The sequence below is a fragment of the Variovorax sp. RO1 genome (assembly GCF_002849325.1).
Taxonomy (GTDB): Bacteria; Pseudomonadota; Gammaproteobacteria; order Burkholderiales; family Burkholderiaceae_C; genus Variovorax.
The window spans coordinates 140,557-158,978 of sequence record NZ_PKMT01000003.1 but is presented as its reverse complement, the minus strand read 5'-3'; the positions used below and the strand labels follow the sequence as shown (position 1 = coordinate 158,978).

The following is an 18,422-nucleotide window of genomic DNA, read 5'->3' as shown; positions in this document are numbered from 1 at the left end:
GAGGACCCCAACACCATGCTCTACCGCTTCAAATCCCGGGCCGCTCCTGACTTCGTGATGCTCGAGGTGCATGCGCGCCAACTGCTCGACATCGTCGGCAAATCGGCCACGCCGCAGGGCATCATCACGGTCGAGCAGATTCCGTCCGCCATCGCTGCCCTCGAGGCTGCACTGGCCCGCGAAAGCACCAAGCCCGCTGTGCACAACCACGACGACCATGCCGTGGAAGGCCACGATGCCGACGCAGAGAAGCAGCATGTCGGCCTGCACCAGCGCGCCGCGCCGCTGCTGCACATGCTCAAGGACTCACAGGCCGACAGCAAGGATGTGACCTGGGGGACCTGAGCCGCTTGATCTGAGCGGCCCTGGCCCGGATGGTCAGTCGACCTTTGCGCCGGAGTCTTTGACGACCTTCGCCCACTTCACATGCTCGCTCGCAATGAGCTTCGTGAAGTCGGCCGGCGAATTGCCGCTCGGGATCGCGCCCTGGGCCAGCATCTTTTCCTTGATCGCCGGCGTGCCCAGCGACTTCGCCACTTCCTGCTGGATGCGGTTCACGATCTCGGGCGACGTGCCGGCCGGCGCCAGCAGCCCGAACCATGAGCTCGCCTCGTAGCCCTTGAGCGCGGGGCCGCCGGCTTCTGCCACTGTCGGCACATCGGGCAGCGCGGGCGAGCGCTGCGAACTGGTCACGGCCAGCGCCGTGAGCTTGCCGCCCTTGATCTGCGCCATCGACGACGGCAGGTTGTCGAACATCACATCGGCGTTGCCGCCCACCATGTCCAGCAGCGCCGGGCCCGATCCCTTGTACGGAATGTGGGCCATGAACGTGCCGGTCATGCTCTTGAAGAGTTCGCCCGCCAGGTGAATCGAGGTGCCGCTGCCGCTCGATGCCATGTTCAGCTTGCCGGGATTCGCCTTCGCGTACTTGATGAAATCCTGCACGTTGCGGATGTTCAGCTTCTTGGCTGTTTCGGCGTTCATCTCCATCACGTTCGGCACCGCGGCCACCAGCGTGACGGGTACGAAGTCCTTGATCGGATCGAAGGGCAGCTTGGGATACAGCGCGCGGTTGATGCCGTGCGTGCCCACGGTGCCCATCAGCAGCGTGTAGCCGTCGTTGGCCGAGCGCGCGACGATCTCGGCGCCCACGTTGCCGCCAGCGCCCGCGCGGTTGTCCACGATGAACTGCTGGCCGAAGGCTTTCGACAGCTCGGGCGCGACCGCGCGCGCCAGGATGTCGGTGGTGCCGCCGGCCGCGAAGGGCACGACGATGCGCACCGGCTTGGTCGGCCAGGTGGCCTGCGCGTGCGCGGCGCCGCCCAGCAGCGCGAGCGTGGCCGCCGCCGTGGCGACGAGCGCGAAGCGGCGGGCAGGAGAAGTGGCGGAAGAAGAAGAGCGAGAGGTAAAAGTCATGCGCGTCTTTGTACAGGGGGCCGCGGCAGGCGTCGCGGGTAAAAACCCCGGCCTGATGGGGCCATCGCCGCTCAGCCCACCTGCATCCGCTGCGCGAACCGCGCCTCTCGAAAACGCGCCAGCACGAAGTCGACGAACACCCGCGTCTTGGGCGGCAGCAGCTTCTTGCTCGGGTAGTAGATCCACACGGCGCCCGAATCCTGGTACCACGCGGGCAGCAGCCGCACCAGCGCGCCGCTGCGCAGGCCGCGTTCCACGAAAGGCATCGGCAGCATCGCCACGCCGAGCCCCAGCAGCGCCGCCTGCGCGATCGCCTCGGGGTCGTTGAAGATCGCGCGCGGGCGCTGCGGCAACTCGACCATGGTTTCCTCGCCGCTCGCATGCCGCAGCGTCCAGGGCCGCAGCCGGCCCGTCGGCGAGGAGCGGCGCAGCAGCACGTCGAAGCGCGCCAGGTCGGCCGGATGCGCGGGCAGCGCGCGCCCTGCCAGGTAGACCGGCGACGCCACCGCGACCACGTGGATGCGCGCCAGTTCGCGCGCCACCACGCCGGGCGACAGCGCGATGCCGCCGCCGATGGCCGCGTCGAAGCCCTCGCCGATCAGGTCGACCTGCTGGTTGTCGAAATGCCAGTCGGGCACGATGCCCGGGTAGCGCGCCAGAAAGTCGCCCATGAACGGCAGCACATGCTCGCGCCCGAAGGCCTGGCCCATGCTCACCTTGAGCGTGCCCGACGGCTGGCCGTCGTCCTGCGCGAGGCCGGCCACCGCCTCCTGCAGCGTGGCCAGCGCGCCGCCCACCTGCGCCAGGAAGCGCTCGCCGGCCTCGGTCAGCGTGAGCCGCCGCGTGCTGCGCTGGAACAGCCGCACGCCCAGCCGTGCCTCGAGCCGCGCCACGTTCTTGCTGACCGCGGCGGGCGTCAGCCCCAGACGCCGCGCCGCCGCCGAGAAGCTGCCGCCCTCGGCGCTCTGCACGAAGGATTCGAGGTGATTGAGCGGTTCCATGCCGCGATTCTGGCGCTCATCTTCAACTTTGGGTTGAATCTGATCGGGCCGATTGATGGCTACCGCAAAGGGAATGGAATTCCGACACTGAAGGCCTTCCTCCTCCAACTGATCGGAAAAATCATGGCTTCCACCTCTGTTTCTTCTTCGTCGTCTTCTCCCGTCCTGGCCGGCAAGGTCGCCTTCGTCACCGGCGGCTCGCGCGGCATCGGCGCCGCCATCGTGCGCCGGCTGGCGCGCGACGGCGCGGCCGTGGCCTTCACCTACGTCAGCGCCCAGGCCGAGGCCGAGAAGCTCGCCGGCGAAATCCAGGCCGCCGGCGGCCGCGCGCTGGCCATCCGTGCCGACGCCGGCGACGCCGCCGCGCTGACGGCCGCCATTGCCCAGGGGGCGCGCGCCTTCGAGCGGCTCGACATCCTCGTGAACAACGCCGGCGTGTACCTCGGCGGCGAGCTCGACACCTTCTCGCTCGACGACTTCGACCGCACCATCGACGTCAACGTGCGCGCCACCTTCGTCGCCGTCCAGGCCGCCGCGCGCCACATGGGCGACGGCACGGGTCGCATCGTCAACATCGGCAGCATCAACGCCGAGCGCGTGCTGGACGCGGGCGCCAGCGTCTACGCGATGAGCAAGGCCGCCATCGTCGGCCTCACGCGCGGCCTGGCGCGCGACCTCGGCCCGCGCGGCATCACGGTGAACAACGTGCAGCCCGGCCCCATCGACACCGCCATGAACCCCGCCACCGGCCCGCGTGCCGCCTCGATGCACGACGTGATGGTGCTGCCGCGCCACGGCCGCGCCGAAGAAATCGCCGGGATGGTCGCCTACCTCGTGGGCCCGGACGGCGGCTTCGTCACCGGCGCCAACCTGAGCGTGGACGGCGGCTACACGGTCTGATCGGCAGCGATGTGGTCGGGTGCGCGTTCGACGGCGCGGATCAGCGTGTCGAGCGTGTCGCTCAGCCGGGCCAGCTCGCCCGCATCGACGCCCGCGAACAGCTCGACCTCGCGCTGCCGGCCCAGCGCGCCGACCGTCGCGTGCAGCGCCTTGCCGGCGGCCGTGAGGTAGAGCCGGCTGCAGCGCTGGTCGGTCGGGTCGCCGCGGCGCTGCACGCGCTTGTGGCGCTTCAGGCCCGCCAGCGCGCGGCTCACGGCCATCTTGTCCAGGCCGGTGAGGTCGGCCACCTGCGCGCCCGTGAGCCCCGGCTGCGTGGCGAGCACGGCCAGCGTGCGCCACTCGTTCAGCGTGAGCTGGTGCTCGCGCCCCACGCGCTCATGGAACGGCCGCGCCGTGAGATTGACCACCCGCACCAGCTTGAAGAAGAGCGGGTCCATGGCCGTTCGTGTTCTGGTTCTGGCGTGTCAGCCGGCCAGCTTCTTCGCCGCCGCCACGATCGCGTCCACGCCGACGCGCGACTGCGCCTCCAGCACCGGCGCATAGCCGACCGGAATGCGCGGCGCGCCCAGCCGCGCGACGCGGCAGCCCGTGGCCTCGGCCGCGCTCGCGGCGATCTCGGCGCCGAAGCCCGCGGCCTGCACCGCCTCGTGCACCACCAGCAACCGCCCCGTGCGCGCGCACGACGACAGCACCGTTTCGCGGTCCCACGGCCAGAGCGTGCGCAGGTCGATCAGGTCGACCGCGATGCCCTCGGCCGCCAGCGCGTCGCAGGCGGCGGCGCAAGGCTGCATCTGCTTGCTCCAGCTCACGAGCGTGAGCGCATTGCCCTCGCGCACGCGCGCCGCCTGGCCCAGCGGAACGGCCAGCGTGTCGTCCACTTCGCCGCGCAGGCCCCACAGCGTCTTGTGCTCGATGTAGACCACCGGGTCGCCGCACTGCAGCGCCGCGCGCAGCAGGCCGTGGTTGTCCTGCGGCGTCGACGGGCTCACCACCACCACGCCCGGCAGGTGTGCGAACCAGGCCTCGAGCGACTGCGAATGCTGCGCCGCCGACGCGTCCCAGATGCCGCCCGGCATGCGCGCCACCAGCGGCACGCGGCCCTGGCCGCCAAACATGAAGCGGTTCTTCGCGGCCTGGTTCACCAGCTCGTCCATGCCGCACAGCGCGAAGTCGACCACGCGCATCTCGACCACCGGGCGCAGGCCCGCGAGCGCCATGCCCACGCCGGCGCCCATGATCGCGGCCTCGCTGATCGGCGTGTCGATCACGCGCTCGGCGCCGTACTGCTGCTGCAGTCCCTTGTACTGGCCGAAGATGCCCCCACGGCCCACGTCCTCGCCGAGCACGACCACGCGCGGGTCGGCGTCCATCTCCTGCTGCAGCGCGCGCACGGCGGCTTCGGAATAGCTCAGCGTTGTCGTCACAGCCATTGGCCTGCTCCCGTGGTCTGCACGTCGGTGAAGGCGGCGCTCGCCTCGGGCCAGGGCGCCGCGTCGGCCACGGCGAGGGCCGTGTCCACCTCGTCGCGCGCGGCGTTCTCGATGGTGTCCAGCGTCGCGGCGGCCACGCCGGTGTCGAGCAGGTGGCCGCGGGCGCGCGCGATCGGGTCGGTCTCCAGCGCGGCCGCCAGCTCGGCCGGGTCGCGATACGCCGCGAGGTCGACCGACACATGGCCCTTCACGCGGTAGGTGAGCGCGTGCAGCAGGCGCGGCCCCGCGCCGCTGCGCACCTCGGCCACCAGCCGCGCGGCGGCTTCGTGCACCGCGAACACGTCGTTGCCGTCGACCTGCGTCGCTGCGATGTCCATCGACGCGGCGCGCGCCGAGGCGCCATCACCGGCCGTCATCGGGCCGCTCGCGGTGGTCGCGCTCCAGCGGTTGTCCTCGCAGACGAAGAGCACGGGCAGGTCGTACACGCGCGCCCAGTTGAGCGCTTCGAGGAACGGCCCACGGTTGATCGCGCCGTCGCCGAAGAAGCAGACCGTGATGTCGTCGCCTTGTTTCAACAGCTTCTGCGCATGTGCCGCGCCGACCGCGATCGGCAGGCCCGCCGCGACCACGCCGTTGGCGCCCAGCATGCCGACCGAGAAGTCCGCGATGTGCATCGAGCCGCCCTTGCCGCCGTTGAAGCCCGTGGCCTTGCCGAACAGCTCGCACATCATCCGCGTGAGGTCCGCGCCCTTGGCCAGTGTGTGGCCGTGGCCGCGGTGCGTGGAGGTGAGGTAGTCGCTCGTGCGCAGGTGGGCGCACACGCCCGCCGGCACGGCCTCCTGCCCGGTCGAGAGGTGCAGCGGCCCGCGCACCTTGGCGGCCCCGCCCGCCTGCTGGCCGTAGGCGCTGACCCCGCCCTGGCTGGCGGTCTCGGCGGCGTTTTCGAAGGCGCGGATGCGCACCATGACGCGATACAGCGCCTCGCCGGCGCGGGGGGGAAGCTTCGATTCCATGTGGTCTCCGGCGCTTGTGGGGACTGCGCTTGGAGAAAAATCGTATCAAACGTGACGGAATCAGGTATCGGGCTTACCCGCCGCTCCCCGGGCGACTCTCCTTAAGGCTTCTTGACCAGGTTGCAGCGAGATTCCGCCAGCGGCTGGAACGCCTGGTCGCCGGGCACCACGGCCTTCACGTTGTAGAAGTCCCAGGGCTCCTTCGACTCCGACGGTTTCTTGACCTGCACGAGCAGCATGTCGTGCACCATGCGCCCGTCGTCGCGGATGTGGCCGTTGGCCGCGAACATGTCGTTGATGCGCACCGACTTCATCTGCTTCATGACCGCGTCCGCGTCGTCGGTGCCGATGCTCTGCACGGCCTTCAGGTAGTTGGTCACCGCCGAGTAGGTGCCGGCGTGGATGAGGTTGGGCATCTTCTTCTGCTTCTCGAAGAAGCGCCGGCTCCACTCGCGCGTCTGCGCGTTGAGGTTCCAGTAGAAGGCCTCGGTCAGCACCATGCCCTGGGCCGTTGCCAGCCCCATGGCCTGGACGTCGTTGAGCGTGCCGCTCAGCGGCACGATGGTCTGCGTCTTGCCGAGGCCGAACTCGCGTGCGGCCTTCACGGCGCCGATCAGGTCGCCGCCCGCGTTGGCGATGGCCACGCCCTTGGCCTTCGACGACTGCGCCTGCAGCACGAAGGACGAGAAGTCCGACGCGCTCAACGGATGGCGTGCGCTGCCGATCACCCTGCCTCCCGCCGCGGTGATGGCGCCTGCGGCTTCCTGCTCGATGGAGTGGCCGAGCGCGTAGTCCACGGTGATGAAGTACCAGCTGTCGGTGCCCGACTTCGTCAGCGCCGCCACGGTGGGGCGCGACGTGGCATAGGCGTCCCACGTGTAGCTCACCGTGTAGGGCGAGCATTCCTCGTTGGTCAGGCGCATCGAGCCGGGCCCGGTGGCGAACAGCAGGCGCTTCTTCTCCCGCGCCACGTTCGAGACTGCCAGCGCCACCGCCGAATTGATGGCGTCCACCACGATGTCGACGCGCTGCGTGTCGAACCACTCGCGCGCCTTGTTGGCACCGATGTCGGCCTTGTTCTGGTGGTCGGCCGAGACCATCTCGATGGCGAAGGCCGGCTTGGCGTCGCGCTTGAAGTCGTCGATGGCCATCTGCGTGGCCACCACCGAACCGCGTCCGCCGAGCTCGGAGAAAATGCTGTTCATGTCGGTGAGCACGCCCACCTTCACGACCTGGTCCGAGAGCCCCGGCGCCGCGACGGCCGCGGGCGCGCACAGCGACAGCGCGCACGCGAGTGCGCAAGCGGTCATGCGATGCGACGTGCTCATGCGGCCTCCTTCTGTTCCGACGACGCGCGCAGGCCGCGCGCCCAGCGCCCGGCCTCGGCCAGCGTGCGTTGCGCCTCCGGCAGGAACGGGAACAGCGTGAAGACGTGCACCGAGTCGGGAACGAGGTCCAGGCGCACCTCGACGCCCGCCGTGCGGGCCGCCTCGGCGAAGCGCGTCGTGTCGCTCTCGAGCACCTCGCCCTGGACGGCCGACAGGAACAGGGGCGGCAGGCCGCGCATGTCGCCGAACAGGGGCGACACCAGGGGGTCGGTGGGCTCGTGGCCCTGGAAGTACGACGCTGCGAGCTGCGTGAGTGAATCCCGATGCGCCGCCGGATCGTCACCCGAGTTCTGCCGCACGGTGGGCCCCGACAGCGTCAGGTCGGTGAACGGGCAGACCGCGATCACGCCCGCCGGCTGCGGCAGTCCTGCGCGCGCCAGCCCCAAGGCCAGCGCGAGCGCCAGCCCACCGCCCGAAGACTCGCCACTCAGCACGATGCGCGAGGCCGCCACGCCGCGCGCGAGCAGGCCGCGGTAGGCCTGGAAGGCGTCGTCGATCGCGGCGGGGTAGGGGTGCTCGGGGGCGAGCCGGTAGTCGACCGTGTAGCAGTCGCCGCCCAGGGCCGCCGACAGCCGGCCGGCGTACTCGACCGAGCTCGCGGCCGAGCCCATCACATAGGCGCCCCCGTGGAAATGCAGCACGACGGAGCCGGCAGGCTGCGGCGCGCCGCCGTCCACGCGCAAGGCCGGCACGCCGTTGAGTTCGACCGGCGTGACGCCGAGCGTGGCGGGCGCGGGAAAGTGCGTCGTGAGGAAGCGTTCGTAGGCCTCGCGCTGGCCCCGATGCCCGCGCGCGATGTCCTCCGAGCCGATGGCGCTCTTCCACAGGTCGAAGGCGCGCTGGCTCTCGGGCCGTGCCATGCGCTTGCCTTCGCGCGCCGCGCTCAGGCCCACCACTTCGCCGGCCGGCTGTTGGGCCGCTTCCAGGATGTTGTGGCCCCACGCAAAGGCCCACGAGGTCTCGGCGAGCGGATCGATGCGCGAGAGGCCGCGCCAGCGGCCGTTGCGGTGGCGCACCGACTCCTCGTCGGGCTCGTGCGACTGCTTCACGGCAAAGCGCGCGCCGGCCTGGATGCGCGTGGTGCGCGGCTGGCGGCGGCGTTCGTATTCGAGCAGCGCAGTCTCCACGCCGTTGCCACCATGGCGGTGCAGGCAGGTCGCCAGCACCCAGGCATCCTCGATGGATTGGCAGGCGCCCTGCGCGAGGTACGGCACCATCGCGTGCGCCGCGTCGCCCAGCAGCGTGATGCGTCCCGTGGTCCAGTGCTCGATCGGGTCGCGGTAGTACATGCCCGTGATGAAGCTCGAGTCCACCTGCTCGAGCATGTGCTGCACCGTCGGCTCGCTGCCGCGGAAGGAGTCGAGCATTTCGCCGATGTCGCCGCTCTCGGTCCACGATTCGCGTCGCACCTCGGTGGCGGGCACGGCGGCGAGGATGCTGTACAGGTCCTTGCGGACCCAGTACGACACGACGCTGCGCCGCAGGCCGAACCAGTTGTTGCCCGCCACCGGCAGCGCCAGCCCTTCGAGCCGGGCGGCCGGGATCAGCGCGCGCCACATGAGGATGTTGGCGAACTGCTTTTCCTCGGGGCCGCGCAATGCGGTGCGCACGGCCGAGTGGATGCCGTCGGCGCCGATCACTGCGTCGGCCTCGATGACCTCGCCGGTCTTGAGGACCACGCGGGCCCCCTTGGCGTCTTGCGAGATCGACGCGCATTCGGCGCCCAGGCGCACGGTGTCACGCGGCAGCGCGTTGTAGAGCAAGGAGACGAGGTCGGCGCGGTGCACGTTGTACATGAGCGCGCCGTAGCGCTGCGCCGCCTCCGCGCCCAGCGGCGCGAGGTAGAGCAGGCGGCCCGTGTGCAGGTCGCGGTAGTCGTAGCGCTCGGGCACCGTGGCGACCTGCGCCAGCGCGGGCTCGAGGCCGAGCTCGCGCAGCACCAGCGTGCCGTTGGCCGCGATCTGCACGCCGGCGCCGATCTCGGCCATCTGCGCGGCACGCTCCAGCACAATCGCGTCGATGCCGTGATGCCGCAGCGCCAGCGCTGTCGTCAGGCCGCCAATGCCGCCACCCACAATGAGAATCTTCATTTTGGACACCTGTTTTCCGTATAGTTAACCGAGTTCGGTTAGTTAAGTTAACTCGATAAACTTATGGCCCCATCGGTAAAAACCCTTCGTGCGGACGGCCTCGAGACGCGTGCGCGACTGAAGGAAGAAGCGCAGCGGCTGTTTGCGCTGCGCGGCATCGACGGCGTGTCGGTGCAGGACATCGTGTCGGCCGCCGAGCAGCGCAACAACGCGTCGCTGCGCTATTACTTCGGCACCAAGCTGGAGCTGGCGCGCGAGCTGGTCGTGGACGGCGCGCGCGTCATCGACGAGATACGCCAAGCCATGCTCGACGCGCTCGAACGGGAGGGCAACGTGACCCTGCCCAGCGTGCTGGACGCGCTCACGCTGCCGCTGCTCGAGCTGTCGGAGCGCACGGGACAGGCCACCTACATCCGCCTGATCGCGAACCTGCAGCTCAACAACCGTGCGTTCCTGCGCGAGGCTTTGGAGGACAAATGGAACGCCGGCTACAAGCGCTGCTTCGCGCACCTGGCGCGGCTGCTGCCCGACATGCCCGCACCGATCCTGGAGCAACGCCTGACCCTGGCGGGCAACATCTACGGCAACGCCGTATGGGCGGCCTGGGAGTCTTCGAAAGACAGCGAGGACCCCAGCCGCTTCTGGGAGCGCGGCTACACCATCTCGAACGTGATGGACACGCTGCAAGGCGTGCTCGAAACGCCGCCTTCGGCGCGCACGCTGGCATTAGTGGAGGCGGAGTCGCCCGCGCGCAAGGCGACGGCGAGCGCCACGACCCGGCGCAAAAAGGCCTGACCCGCGCGAGCGCAGGTCAGGCATTGCCACCCCTTCAGGGGCTCCCTTTTGCCTGCGGGCTTCCTGCTCTCTTCTCTATTTATTCTTCTTATTTAAGTTAGTAGTAGTAGATAAGGGTAAACCCGCCCTGTGGACAGGGCGCTTTTTCCCTTGTGTGACAACAACTTGTTGCACCCGAGACACTGTGCGCTCCTGTGCTTCCGTGGTGCTATCAAAAAAGGAACAACTTCGGCGCGGGTGGTCCCGCTGTGGATAACAGGGGGCTTGTCCGGAAACTGTCCCCAGAGTTTTCCGTTGCCTGCGGCTCATCGACGTGCCTGCGTTCCGATCGCCGCGCGTGCGCTTTCTTCCGCTCGGGAATTCCCGGGTGCCCATCGCGCGGCGGGAATGGGATAGTTAGTTCGCCACTCAAACTAACTACCCCGGCACGCCAGCACACGCTCGGCAAACCGTTCTGGAGAGACACCGATGCAACTGACAACGAAACACACCCTGGCCGCCATGGCGTTCGGTCTCACGGCCGTGGGCGCGATGGCGCAGACCGTGGTCGGCGTGAGCTGGTCCAACTTCCAGGAAGAGCGCTGGAAGACCGACGAGGCCGCGATCAAGGCGCAGCTTGAAAAGCTCGGCGCGAAGTACATCAGCGCCGATGCGGGCGGTTCGCCCGAGAAGCAGTTGGGCGACATCGAGGGGCTGATGTCGAAGGGCGCGAAGGCGCTCATCGTGCTGGCGATGGACAAGGACGCGATCCTGCCCGCCGTCACCAAGGCCACGCGGCAGAAGGTGCCGGTGGTGGCGTACGACCGTCTCATCGAAGCGCCGGGCGTCTTCTACATCACCTTCGACAACGTCGAGGTCGGGCGCATGGAGGCGCGCGAGGTGCTCAAGGTCAAGCCCAAGGGCAACTACGTGATCATCAAGGGCTCGCCGAGCGACCCGAACGCCGACTTCCTGCGCGCCGGCCAGCAAGAGGTGCTCGAGCCCTCGATCAAGAAGGGCGACATCAAGATCGTCGGCGACGAGTACACCGAAGGCTGGAAGCCCGAGGTCGCGCAGAAGAACATGGAGCAGATCCTCACCAAGAACGGCAACAAGGTCGACGCGGTGGTCGCGGCCAACGACGGCACGGCGGGCGGCGCGGTCGCGGCGCTCACGGCCAAGGGCCTGCGCGGCATTCCGGTGTCGGGCCAGGACGCCGACTTTGCCGCGCTGAACCGCGTGGCGCTGGGCACGCAGACCGCGACCATCTGGAAGGACTCGCGCGAGCTCGGTCGCGAAGCCGCCACGGCCGCGGTGTCGCTCGCAGCGGGCAAGCCGGTCGAGAAGGCTGCGCCTTGGGCCGGCGGCGCCAAGAAGATTTCGCTGTCCTCGCGCCTGCTGACGCCGGTGCCGATCACGCGCGACAACCTCGACGTGATCGTCAAGGCCGGCTGGATCAAGAAGGACGAACTCTGCAAGGGCGTCTCGGGTGCGAACGCGCCCGCGGCCTGCAAGTAACGCCGCAACCCACGACGCGTTCGGCCACTTTCTGACCGGCTGAACGCGCCGCTCCATCTCTTCGCAACACAGCTTCCGACAGACCCGCAAGGGCCTGCCGGTGAGCGGTTGCGCACCTGTAGTCCGTCCTGAGGGGGCTTGAAAAAAATGAGCGATCCAACACCCGGCTGGTGGCGCCGCACCGGCATCGACCTGCGCCTGCTCCTGATGTGCGTGCTGCTGGCCGCGATGGCGGTCGCGTTCAGCGTCATGTCGGGCGGCGTGTTCCTCTCGCCCGAGAACCTCTACAACGTCGCGCAGCAGACGGCCGTGGTCGGCATCGTCTCCACGGTGATGGTGCTGGTCATCGTGGCGCGCCACATCGACCTGTCGGTGGGCTCGGTGATGGGTTTCGTCGGCGTGCTCATCGCGTACCTGCAGTACACCTCGGGCTGGTCGTGGCCCACGGCCTGCCTCGCGGGGCTCGCGGTGGCGCTGCTGGTGTCGATCTACCAGGGCTGGCTCACGGCGGTGCTGGGCGTGCCCTCGTTCGTGGTCACGCTGGGCGGCCTGATGTCGTTTCGCGGCGCGGCCTTCCTGGTGGCCGACGGCAAGACGCAGCCGGTGAACGACGAGTTCTTCCAGCGCCTGGGCGGCGGCTACGACGGCGGCATCGGCGTCACGGCGAGCTGGGTGCTCGCGGGGCTGGTGGCGCTGGTGCTGTTCGGGCGCATGGTGCAAAAGCGCCGCGCGCGCCAGCGCTACGACATGCCGACCGAGGCGCTGTGGCTCGACGTGCTGCTCACGGCCGTGCCGGTGGCGGTGGTGGCCGGCTTTGCGTGGGTGATGAACAGCTACCAGATCTCGTCCAAGAGCGAGCCGCAGGGCATTCCGATTCCGGTGCTGATCTGGGCCGCGGTGGCGATCGTGCTGTCGTTCATCGTGCACCGCACGCGCTTCGGGCGCTACGTGTTCGCGATGGGCGGCAACCCCGACGCGGCGGCGCTGGTGGGCATTCCGGTCAAGCGCGTCACGCTCATGCTGTTCGCGCTGCTGGCGGTGCTGGTCACGGTGGCGGCCATCGTGTCGATCGCGCGGCTGAACGCGGGCACCAACTCGCTGGGCACGGGCATGGAGCTGTACGTGATCGCGGCGGCCGTCATCGGCGGCACCGCGCTCGCGGGCGGCAGCGGCTCGATCTTCGGCTCGGTGCTGGGCGCGCTGATCATGCAGTCGCTCGACAGCGGCATGCTGCTGCTCGACGTGCCCATCGGCAAGCGCATGGTGATCATCGGCCAGGTGCTGATCGTGGCCGTGGTGTTCGACGTGCTGTATCGCCGCAAGTTCGGGGAGAACTGACATGGCCGACATCGACAACACCAAACCCCTGGTCGAGCTGCGCGAGATCCGCAAGGCCTTCGGCGGCGTGAAGGCCGTGGACGGCGTGAGCATCAATCTCTACCCCGGCGAAGTGGTCGCGCTCCTGGGCCACAACGGCGCGGGCAAGTCCACGCTGATGAAGATGCTCGCGGGCGCCTACCCGATCGATTCGGGCGACACGCTCATCGCGGGCGAGAAGGTCCACATCCGCACGCCCGCCGAGGCGCAGGCGCAGGGCATCGAGACCATCTACCAGACGCTCGCGCTGGCCGACAACCTCGATTCGGTGGCCAACCTCTTTCTCGGCCGCGAAAAGATGACGGCCTGGAACACGCTGGACGACCACTTCATGGAAGTGCAGGCGCGCAAGGTGTTCCAGCGCCTGAACAAGAACTTCAGCAACATCCGCATCCCGGTGCGGCGCCTGTCGGGCGGGCAGCGGCAGGTGGTGGCGATCTCGCGCGCGCTGTACTTCAACGCGCGCATCCTCATCATGGACGAGCCCTGCGCCGCGCTCGGCCCCGAAGAGACCGCGATGGTCGGGCGCCTCGTCAAGCAGCTGAAGGACGACGGCGTCGGCATCTTCCTCATCACGCACGACATGCCCGACGTGTTCTCGCTGAGCGACCGGCTCGCGGTGATGAAGAACGGCAAGCTCGTGGGCACCTACCGCACGGCCGACGTCACCGAGGACGAAGTGCTCGGGATGATCATTGCCGGCAAGCGGCCCGAGGGGCGAGAACAAGCGCATCACGCGGCAACTGCAGCCACTGCATCGGCATGAAGACCATCGGCGACCAGCCGCTGTTGAAGCGCATGAACCGCAGCGTGCTGCTGCGGTTGCTGCGCGCGCAGCCGGGCTTGTCGCGCGCGCGGCTCGCGAGCGAAAGCGGGCTCACCAAATCGACTGTGAGTTTGTTGGTGCGCGAGCTGCTCGACGAAGGCTGGCTCAGCGAATCGGGCGCCGCGGTGGCCGACGGGCTCGGCCGGCCTTCCACACCGTTGCAGATCAACGTCGGCGTGCGCGCGCTGATGGGCGTGGAGATCGCCGTCGAAACGCTGCGCCTCGTGTGCGTCTCGCTGCAGGGCGAGGTGCTGCATGCGGAAGCCCAGCCGCTGGACGACGGCGAGCCCGGACGCGTGTGTGCACAGCTCGCCCGCATGGCCGCGGCGGCGCACGCGCACCTCGATCAGCGCGGCCTGCGCCTGTCGAGCATCGGCGTGTGCGTGCCCGGCGCGGTGGACGACTGCACGGGCGTCGTGCGCTTCGCGCCCAACCTCGGCTGGCGCAACGTGAACCTGCTGCCCGCGCTCGAAAAGGCGCTGGCCGCGGCCGGCTTGCCGGGCGTCACCGTGCAGCTGCAGAACGACGCCGATGCGGCCGCGCTCGGCGAGTACGAGTTCGCCGCGGGCGAGGGTGAAGACCCGCTGATCTTCGTCAGCAGCGACGTCGGCGTGGGCGCCGGCGTGGTGCTGAACGACCGCCTCTTCACCGGCGCGCAAGGCATGGCCGGCGAGATCGGCCACACCATCCTGCAGCTCGACGGACCGCTGTGCTCGTGCGGCCGACGCGGCTGCGCCGAGGCCTTCTTCGGTTCACGCGTGCTGGCGCGCGAGGGCGCGGACATGGCGCGCGCCGCCGCCTTCTTCGGCGTGCTGCTGCAGAACCTGTGGGTCACCTTCAACCCGCGCGCGATCGTGCTCGGGGGCAAGGTCTGCGCGGAGCATCCGGCGTTCGTGCAGACCGCGTTCGACGCCGTGAAGGGCTATGCGGAGCGCGCCGGCATGCCCGCGCCCGATCTGCGCACGGCGCGCTATGAAGCGCTCGCGCCCGCGGTGGGGGCGGCGGCACTGGCGCTGCACGACTACCTGCGGCCGCTGCAGCCCGATGCGAAAGCGCGCCGCGCGCGAGCGCTGGCGCGCGCCGGCGCCTGACCCTTCGCTGTCCGTCAGTCCGCTGCGCTGCTGTCGTCGTCGTGCCAGCCGCGCAGCCGCCGGTACAGCGTGCCGCGCGACACGTTGAGCTGCCGCGCCGCCTGCGACACATTGCCGCCGTGCGCCGCGAGCGTGTCTTCGATGAGTTTGCGGCTGTGCTCGCGCAGGGTTTCGGTGGGCGGTGTCTCGCTGACGGGGACAAGCGCCACCGGCTGCTCCGCATGCACTTCGAGCGCCGTGGGTGCATCGACCTGCACATGCGCCATGTCGGGCATCGCCACCGCATGCCGGAAGTCCGCCCCGTCCGCGCCCTTGAGCTGCGCCTGCATCCACACGCCGAGCCCGCTCGCCAGTCGCAGCGGCTGCGCGGCCTCGCGCCGGCCCAGCCGCAGCAGGCTCGCGAGGTCGTGGCCCAGCAGGCACTCCACGTCGCGGTCGTCGGGTGCCTCGGGCAGCCGTCCCAGCAGCCGCGCGCCGGCGTTGTTGAGCCACGCGATGGTGCCGTCGGGTGCGATGCCCGCGAGCGCCTCGAGTGGCGTGCCGAGCAGCGTGGGGCTGGCCTGGAAGCGCAGGATCAGGTGGTCGCGCGACTGCGCCTGCAGCAGCCGGTTCTCGATGATGGTGGCGTGCAGCGCGACCATCGACGCTGCATCGAAACCGAAGCGCCGCGCCTCCACCGTGAGGTCGAGCACGCCGGCGAGCTGGCCGCTCACGTCGCGGATCGGCGCTGCGGCGCACTGCATGTGGCGCAGCACGTCGTAGTAGTGCTCGGCGCCGTCCACGGTGCAGGCCTGCCCGGTGCTGGCCACGATGCCCGGCGCCGTGGTGCCCACGACGCGCTCGGAGATGTTCACGCCCAGGCGCGCGGTCTGGCGCAGCACGGGCTGGTGCGCGCCGGCGGGCTGGCTCGTGACGTGCACCACCACGCCGTCGCGGTCGGTGAGGATCACGCGGCAGTCGGTGCCCGCGAGCATGTGTTCCATCTGCACGAGTTCGTGCCGCGCCACGTCGAGCAGTTCGCGGTTGCGCGCGAGCGTGGTGTGCAGCCGGCTGGGCGTGACCGCGTCGAACGCCACCACGCGCTGCCGGTCGGCGTGGGCGCGGCTGCAGCGCATCCACGACTGGAGCACCGCCTCGCCGACCAGCCCCGAGGGGCGCACGCCTTCTTCGAAGAACTGCTGCCGCGCCAGCGCCACGCGCTGCGCGGGCGTGCTGGCAAAGAGTTGGCGCGGCGCATCCGCCGTGCCGAGTCTGTCGAGCGCCATGGGTTCGCTGCCTCTCTGGATTCAGGGACCGTCTCGAATGTGTTCCGCAATGGAACAAGGCTTGATTGGGGAAATCCCGGGGGTGAAGGCCGGTGCCGTGCGAACGATCCTTGGGGCAGAACGACGAAGGAGACAGACCACGATGAAGACGATCACACAGCCTCTTTCCGGGCGGCGCCTGCTTGCGGGCGCCTTGCTGTGCCTGGGCCTGGCGGCCCCGGCGCTGGCCCAGACGGCAGCCTCCCCGCAGGACCGCGCCGGCGCGGCCGCCAAGCGCGTCGACGCCAACTTCGTGCGCGCCAACGCGGCGAAGAAGACGCCCGACTGGCCCAGCTACGGGCTCGACTACGCCGAGTCGCGCTTCAGCAAGCTCGACCAGGTCAACACGGGCAACGTTAAGCAGCTCGGGCTGGTCTGGTCGTACAACCTCGAATCGACGCGCGGCGTGGAAGCCACGCCGCTGGTGGTCGACGGCATCATGTACGTCACGGCCTCGTGGAGCGTGGTGCATGCGATCGACACGCGCACCGGGCAGAAGATCTGGAGCTTCGATCCGCAGGTCGACCGTTCCAAGGGCTTCCGGGGCTGCTGCGACGTGGTCAACCGCGGCGTGGCGCTGTATGAGGGCCGCGTCTACGTGGCCGCCTACGACGGCCGCCTGATCGCGCTCGACGCCGCCACCGGCCAGAAGGTGTGGGAGAAGAACACCATCGACGGCCAGAAGGGCAGCTACACCATCACCGGCGCGCCGCGCGTGTTCAAGGGCAAGGTCATCATCGGCAACGGCGGCGCCGAATACGGCGTGCGCGGCTACGTCACCGCCTACGACGCAAAAACGGGCGACCAGAAGTGGCGCTGGTTCGTGGTGCCCGGCGACCCGAGCAAGCCTTTCGAAGACGATTCGATGGCGCGCGCCGCCAAGACCTGGGACCCCAGCGGCAAGTACTGGGAAGCCGGCGGCGGCGGCACCGCGTGGGACAGCTTTGCCTACGACCCCGAGCTCAACCTGATGTACGTGGGCACCGGCAACGGCTCGCCCTGGGCGCACAAGAAGCGCAGCCCCAAGGGCGGCGACAACCTCTACCTGAGCTCGGTGGTGGCGCTGAACCCCGACACCGGCAAGTACGTGTGGCACTACCAGGAGACGCCCGGCGACAACTGGGACTACACCTCCACGCAGTCGATGATCCTGGCCGACGTCAAGCTGGACGGCAAGACGCGCAAGGTGCTCATGCATGCGCCGAAGAACGGCTTCTTCTTCGTCATCGACCGCACCAACGGCAAGTTCATCTCGGCGAAGAATTTCGTCGAGGTCAACTGGGCCACGGGCTACGACAAGAACGGCCGGCCCATCGAGGTCGCCGCCGCGCGGCAGAACGAGAAGCCGGGTGACAGCATCCCGGGCCCGTTCGGTGCGCACAACTGGCACCCGATGTCGTTCAACCCGCAGACCGGCCTGGCTTACCTGCCCGCCCAGCACGTGCCGCTGAACCTGATGGACGACAAGGACTGGAAGTTCGACCAGAACGCGCCCGGTCGCCCGCACGCCGCGCTGGGCTGGAACACCGCCATGTTCGCCAACGCCGAGCCGCCCAAGAGCAAGCCCTTCGGCCGCCTCGTGGCCTGGGACCCGGTCACGCAGAAGGAAGCCTGGGGCGTCGACTACGCCTCGCCGTGGAACGGCGGCACGCTGACCACCGCCGGCACGCTGGTGTTCCAGGGCACGGCCGACGGCCGGCTCGTGGCCTACCACGCCAAGACCGGCGAGAAGCTCTGGGAAACGCCCACCGGCACCGGCGTGGTGGCGGCGCCCGCGACCTACATGGTGGACGGCAAGCAGTACGTGTCGGTGGCCGTGGGCTGGGGCGGCGTGTACGGCCTGGCGCAGCGCGCCACCGAGCGGCAGGGGCCGGGCACGGTCTACACCTTCGCGGTCGGCGGCACGGCCAAGATGCCCGCGTTCGTCGAGTACCGCATGGCCAAGCTGGTGCAGGGCGTGAAGTACGACCCCGCCAAGGTCCAGGCAGGCACCATGCTGTACGTGAGCAACTGCGTGTTCTGCCACGGCGTGCCGGGTGTGGACCGCGGCGGCAACATCCCGAACCTGGGCTACCTCGATCCGGCCTACATCGAGAACCTCGACAAGTTCGTGCTCAAGGGCCCGGCCATGTCGCGCGGCATGCCCGACTTCACGGGCAAGCTCTCGGGCGACGACATCGAGAGCATCAAGGCCTTCATCCAGGGCACGGCGGACGCGATCCGGCCGAAGTAGGGCGCAGCGCGCGCAACCAAACAGGAAAGGCGCCATCGGCGCCTTTTCTTTTGGGAGCAGG

At 69.3% G+C, this 18,422-nt stretch carries 16 protein-coding genes; 8 read left to right on the top strand and 8 right to left on the bottom strand.

The window, feature by feature from the left end; all coding sequences use genetic code 11:
* Positions 1-15 precede the first annotated feature (15 nt).
* The gene (locus CY658_RS17635) at positions 16-345 is read left to right on the top strand and encodes a DUF1840 domain-containing protein (protein ID WP_101491455.1); all 330 of its coding nucleotides are present in this window, start codon (positions 16-18) and stop codon (positions 343-345) included.
* A 33-nt stretch (positions 346-378) separates the two neighbouring features.
* On the opposite strand, the gene CY658_RS17630 is transcribed toward CY658_RS17635, so the two are convergent.
* Both CY658_RS17630 and CY658_RS17625 read right to left on the bottom strand, forming a co-directional pair.
* Positions 379-1,416 (bottom strand): Bug family tripartite tricarboxylate transporter substrate binding protein, encoded by a 1,038-nt coding sequence (locus CY658_RS17630; protein ID WP_101491454.1) that lies wholly within the window; start codon positions 1,414-1,416, stop codon positions 379-381.
* Between the two features lie 71 nt (positions 1,417-1,487).
* Positions 1,488-2,417, bottom strand: coding sequence for a LysR family transcriptional regulator (locus tag CY658_RS17625; protein WP_101491453.1), 930 nt, complete (start codon positions 2,415-2,417; stop codon positions 1,488-1,490).
* A gap of 123 nt (positions 2,418-2,540) precedes the next feature.
* On the opposite strand from CY658_RS17625, the gene CY658_RS17620 reads away from it, so the two are divergent.
* A complete protein-coding gene (locus CY658_RS17620; RefSeq protein ID WP_101491452.1) occupies positions 2,541-3,317 on the top strand; it encodes an SDR family oxidoreductase in 777 nt (258 codons plus the stop codon).
* Here CY658_RS17620 and CY658_RS17615 read toward each other — a convergent pair.
* From CY658_RS17615 to CY658_RS17595, 5 genes are all read right to left on the bottom strand, one after another.
* Positions 3,305-3,754 carry a MarR family winged helix-turn-helix transcriptional regulator gene (locus CY658_RS17615; protein WP_101491451.1) on the bottom strand — a complete coding sequence of 150 codons (450 nt, stop codon included), beginning with the start codon at positions 3,752-3,754 and terminating at the stop codon, positions 3,305-3,307. The genes CY658_RS17620 and CY658_RS17615 overlap by 13 nt on opposite strands.
* A 27-nt stretch (positions 3,755-3,781) precedes the next feature.
* Positions 3,782-4,747, bottom strand: a complete 966-nt coding sequence (locus tag CY658_RS17610; RefSeq protein ID WP_101491450.1) for an alpha-ketoacid dehydrogenase subunit beta — start codon at positions 4,745-4,747, stop codon at positions 3,782-3,784.
* Positions 4,738-5,760 (bottom strand): thiamine pyrophosphate-dependent dehydrogenase E1 component subunit alpha, encoded by a 1,023-nt coding sequence (locus CY658_RS17605; RefSeq protein ID WP_101491449.1) that lies wholly within the window; start codon positions 5,758-5,760, stop codon positions 4,738-4,740. The genes CY658_RS17610 and CY658_RS17605 overlap by 10 nt, the downstream gene beginning before the upstream one ends.
* 101 nt (positions 5,761-5,861) lie before the next feature.
* Positions 5,862-7,088, bottom strand: coding sequence for an ABC transporter substrate-binding protein (locus tag CY658_RS17600; protein WP_101491448.1), 1,227 nt, complete (start codon positions 7,086-7,088; stop codon positions 5,862-5,864).
* Positions 7,085-9,238, bottom strand: a complete 2,154-nt coding sequence (locus CY658_RS17595; protein ID WP_101491447.1) for an alpha/beta hydrolase fold domain-containing protein — start codon at positions 9,236-9,238, stop codon at positions 7,085-7,087. Before CY658_RS17595 ends, CY658_RS17600 begins: the two co-directional genes overlap by 4 nt.
* Before the next feature lie 63 nt (positions 9,239-9,301).
* Here CY658_RS17595 and CY658_RS17590 point away from each other — a divergent pair, with 63 nt between their 5' ends.
* The 5 genes from CY658_RS17590 to CY658_RS17570 all read left to right on the top strand — a co-directional run bounded on the left by CY658_RS17590 (position 9,302) and on the right by CY658_RS17570 (position 14,824).
* Positions 9,302-10,033, top strand: coding sequence for a TetR/AcrR family transcriptional regulator (locus CY658_RS17590; protein WP_101491446.1), 732 nt, complete (start codon positions 9,302-9,304; stop codon positions 10,031-10,033).
* A 474-nt stretch (positions 10,034-10,507) separates the two neighbouring features.
* Complete coding sequence (gene xylF / locus CY658_RS17585; protein ID WP_374221122.1) at positions 10,508-11,530, top strand: D-xylose ABC transporter substrate-binding protein; 1,023 nt, start codon at positions 10,508-10,510, stop codon at positions 11,528-11,530.
* Between the two features lie 147 nt (positions 11,531-11,677).
* Complete coding sequence (locus tag CY658_RS17580) at positions 11,678-12,868, top strand: sugar ABC transporter permease (protein WP_101491444.1); 1,191 nt, start codon at positions 11,678-11,680, stop codon at positions 12,866-12,868.
* Between the two features lies 1 nt (position 12,869).
* Positions 12,870-13,673, top strand: coding sequence for an ATP-binding cassette domain-containing protein (locus CY658_RS17575; protein ID WP_101491443.1), 804 nt, complete (start codon positions 12,870-12,872; stop codon positions 13,671-13,673).
* Positions 13,670-14,824 carry an ROK family transcriptional regulator gene (locus CY658_RS17570; protein ID WP_101491442.1) on the top strand — a complete coding sequence of 385 codons (1,155 nt, stop codon included), beginning with the start codon at positions 13,670-13,672 and terminating at the stop codon, positions 14,822-14,824. Before CY658_RS17575 ends, CY658_RS17570 begins: the two co-directional genes overlap by 4 nt.
* Positions 14,825-14,838: 14 nt before the next feature.
* Here the strand turns inward: CY658_RS17570 and CY658_RS17565 are convergent, their stop codons facing one another.
* Positions 14,839-16,089 (bottom strand): helix-turn-helix domain-containing protein, encoded by a 1,251-nt coding sequence (locus CY658_RS17565; RefSeq protein WP_101491441.1) that lies wholly within the window; start codon positions 16,087-16,089, stop codon positions 14,839-14,841.
* 142 nt (positions 16,090-16,231) lie between these two features.
* On the opposite strand from CY658_RS17565, the gene CY658_RS17560 reads away from it, so the two are divergent.
* Positions 16,232-18,361, top strand: coding sequence for a PQQ-dependent dehydrogenase, methanol/ethanol family (locus tag CY658_RS17560; protein WP_101491440.1), 2,130 nt, complete (start codon positions 16,232-16,234; stop codon positions 18,359-18,361).
* Positions 18,362-18,422 lie beyond the last annotated feature (61 nt).